This window comes from Deltaproteobacteria bacterium, assembly GCA_016180855.1.
Taxonomy (GTDB): Bacteria; UBA10199; UBA10199; order JACPAL01; family JACPAL01; genus JACPAL01.
On sequence record JACPAL010000027.1, the window covers coordinates 1 to 3,211 of the forward strand.

General features: G+C 51.7%; 2 protein-coding genes. Both read right to left on the minus strand.

The window, feature by feature from the left end; all coding sequences use genetic code 11:
- Positions 1–162: 162 nt before the first annotated feature.
- Entirely contained in the window at positions 163–1,314 is a 1,152-nt protein-coding gene (locus tag HYT77_10665) for an ATP-binding protein (GenBank protein MBI2068455.1), read from the minus strand.
- 162 nt (positions 1,315–1,476) lie between these two features.
- On the minus strand, positions 1,477–3,211 hold a 1,735-nt coding region (locus HYT77_10670), incomplete at its 5' end, for a thermonuclease family protein (GenBank protein MBI2068456.1).

The following is a 3,211-nucleotide window of genomic DNA, read 5'->3' on the forward strand; positions in this document are numbered from 1 at the left end:
AGGCGCCGAATTCGGTCTGATAGGAGCGGCCGGTCAGACCGGAATAAAAGTGACTCGCCGGAACGGAGCGGGACTGGGAATCGTAAGGTCGTGTCGCCGGGGAGCTCAGCATTCAAAATGTCCATCGACCCCGCTTGAACGAGGTTGCGGAAAATGAATCTTTTACCTGAAAAAAGAGGAAGAAAGCTCCCGAAGAGAGATGGCTGTGATTTTTCTTTCGAGTGGATACGTCTCTTGCCCGGGATGTACGACCCAGAGATGTTCTAAAGAGAGTTCCTTCTGCGCCAGTTGCATGGAAGGGGTCACGACAGGCGCTTCTTTGTATTTTATTTCAGCCCCCCACAACTTTCCTTTTTTCTGAAAGAGAAGGTCCAATTCGCCTCCGGCATGGATAGCCCAGAAGAATGATTCTTCCTCTCGTAGGTTAAGGCGTCGAATCACTTGCTCGAGCGCGAATCCTTCCCAAGAGGAGCCTAACTTCGGGTGAAGAGAGAGTTCTCGCTCCTCCGGAATTGTAAGTAGGGCATGGAAAATACCCGAATCCCGAAAGTAGATCTTTGGCGTTTTCACAAGGCGTTTTTTGGTATTGTAGTACCAGGGCTGAAGGCTACGTATCATGAAGGTTCCCGTGAGGATGTCGAGATATCGTTTTATTGTGGTGTCAGCGACTCCGAAACTTCGACCCAGTTCCGAGGCATTAAGCAGTTGGCCATGATAGTGGGAAAGCATCATCCAGAACTTTCGTAACGTTGCCGAAGGGATTTGGATTCCAAGATTGGGAAGGTCCCGCTCCAGAAAGGTGGTGATGAATTCTCGACGCCACTCATAGGACTTCTTTTCCGAAGACGCGAGAAAGGATCTGGGAAATCCTCCTCGAACCCACAACTTCTTTTGTTCTTCTGGAGTCGTTTCCAACGTGAATCCTCCCAACTCCATAAAGCCGATTCGTCCAGCCAGTGTCTCGGAGCCTTGTGAGATCAGGTTGCGAGAGGCGCTTCCCAGAATCAGGTATTTTTGAGAGTGAAAACGATCTACAAGAACGCGTAAGATCGGAAAGAGGTTCGGATATCGTTGAATTTCATCGATCACGATAGTCCCTTTTAGATTCTCAAGTGCCAATTTTGGATTTTTCAAACGTGAAAGATGTTCAGGATCTTCGAGATCGAAGAAGTGGGTCTCTTTTCGTTCTTGCCTGACGTATTGTCGAGCGAGGGTAGTTTTTCCGCACTGTCGTGGACCGAGGATCGCTACGACGGGAAAGTTTTTGATTTTCGATCGGAGGGCCTGAAGCTCCTTCTTTCGGAGGATTTCCATGACCCAAAGGTATCATGAAAATTCGGCGTCGTACACCGAAATTTCATAGCATTAAATTAGAGGGCAGAATTAAGTTCCCTCTGGCCAGAGAAGAAGGCCAACAAGCCCGTTGCAGGAATGGCGGTATATTTCCAGAACGGCAGGGGCTGTTCAGGAGATTTTTTAGTAATGCTCTCCTCGATATCTTTTTATTGGAGGCGGTAATTGATCAAAGGCGACCTGGCTTTCGGCATCTCCACAAACGAGTCGTCCGTCCGGCGTGTACAAGAGGATTGGATGTTCATCATCCCAGTAATGGACGTGACTGGGTCTTACAACCTGACCCGTTGCATCTCGGTTGAGGCCCAGATCAAGATAGAGCGGTGCATTGAGGTTATCGCTTGAGGGGAGGCTGTCATCAGCCCTGTAATGGGTATGAACCCTGGCCGTGTAGCCGGGATGGAGCCAATAGTCGCGATCGATTATGAACTCGTTTGTCCCATTCACTATTTTCCATCCCCTTAGATTAATCGGGTGGGAGCCCATTTCCCCACCCCCTGTGTGGATGATACGGAAATACTCCTTGTCCGGGGGGGTATCAAAGTCACGTCTGCCTTCCCTTTCTTTTCGTTCTGCCTTCGCTATGCGTCGAGGATGGTCGCGGTTCTCATGTTCGAGGGGATGGGAGCTTGTGATAAAGAGAGACTCCTTCTGGAAATGCTCATCCGCCCAGATCCCCTTCTTGGCAGCCCTCGCCTTCTCTTGAGCCGCAAGATATTCGAGGACCCTTCCTGATTCATCCGGCGCGACGAAATAGGCCAAGGCAAGTCCCTCTTCAATCATCAGTTTGTTCACATTGAGGTAGGGGTTTTCCCCTGGGGCAAGAGGCCCCTTCTTTTTGACCCAAACCTCAGAGGCCGGACGACCGTATTGGTCAAATTCATAAGAACGAAGGTAGACCTCATTGTCATGATCCGCGAGGACCTTCTTCAGGAATTTTTGTGCCTCACCGGCCAGCAGTTCTCCCCGCTCGCATCGCTCTACAGGTGGGCGCATATTAGGTCTTCTCCACTCATGGGTTGCCTCAAGGGTGTTAATCCCGGTGAAGCGGATATCGACGGCGTCTCTCATCGCCCCCTCGGCATAGACCCAGATTGTATCCCCGTCAGTGACAGGATCTTTCATGGGATCAATGCGAGGGTCTGGTACAACTCCGTCGATCATTCGTCCTACCTTAAGTGGTTTGTCAGAAAGGAAAGGGATCTTCTCAAATACGGTAAGGCGTAAATCCAGACCTCCATGTGTAATGAGGGTTTTCCTTAAATGGCGCCTGAACTTGTCATAATCGGCAGGGACTGTTTCATCAATCCAGGCATGCAATTTGCGGCCAAGTTCGAGCCCGGCCGGGTCTTGCCGCGTCGAACTATTTTTGCGCAGAAACTCCATGAGGTCGAACGCTGCCTTCTCCTTTGCCTGGTCGGGTGTCAGACCATCGCTTCTCCTGCTGCCTCTCTTTCTCTCCCCGACGGCACCAACCTCGCCAGGCGCCGTAGCCCACGCCCTTTCAAAAGGATCGTTTAATTGGGGGAGAGATTGACGTGCCGAAAAGCGGTCGACCGCCCCCCCCATCCCGCGGCCGACACCCATGTAGAAGAAACCTTCGGTGAGCTCCCTCCTAAAGAGCTGTCCCAATGTCATGTTTGTCTCAGGCAACCAGCCGACGCCACCCATGCCACAGCTCAAGGCGACGGAGGCGACCGCCTGTATTGGCTCCATGGCGGCATCCTGGAGAATAGTGGTGCCCCATCCCCATCTCTGCATTGCGACCCGGCTCATCATCATCGCAGGGAGGGAGTAGAGGAGTGAGACCCTCCATTGATCAAGGAAACTCTGATCGGCAGGGATCCCTTGGGTCAGT

Bases quoted from the DNA above. Each gene is read 5' to 3' on its own strand.
- HYT77_10665 (MBI2068455.1), bottom strand. From the start codon at position 1,314: ATGGAAATCCTCCGAAAGAAGGAGCTTCAGGCCCTCCGATCGAAAATC.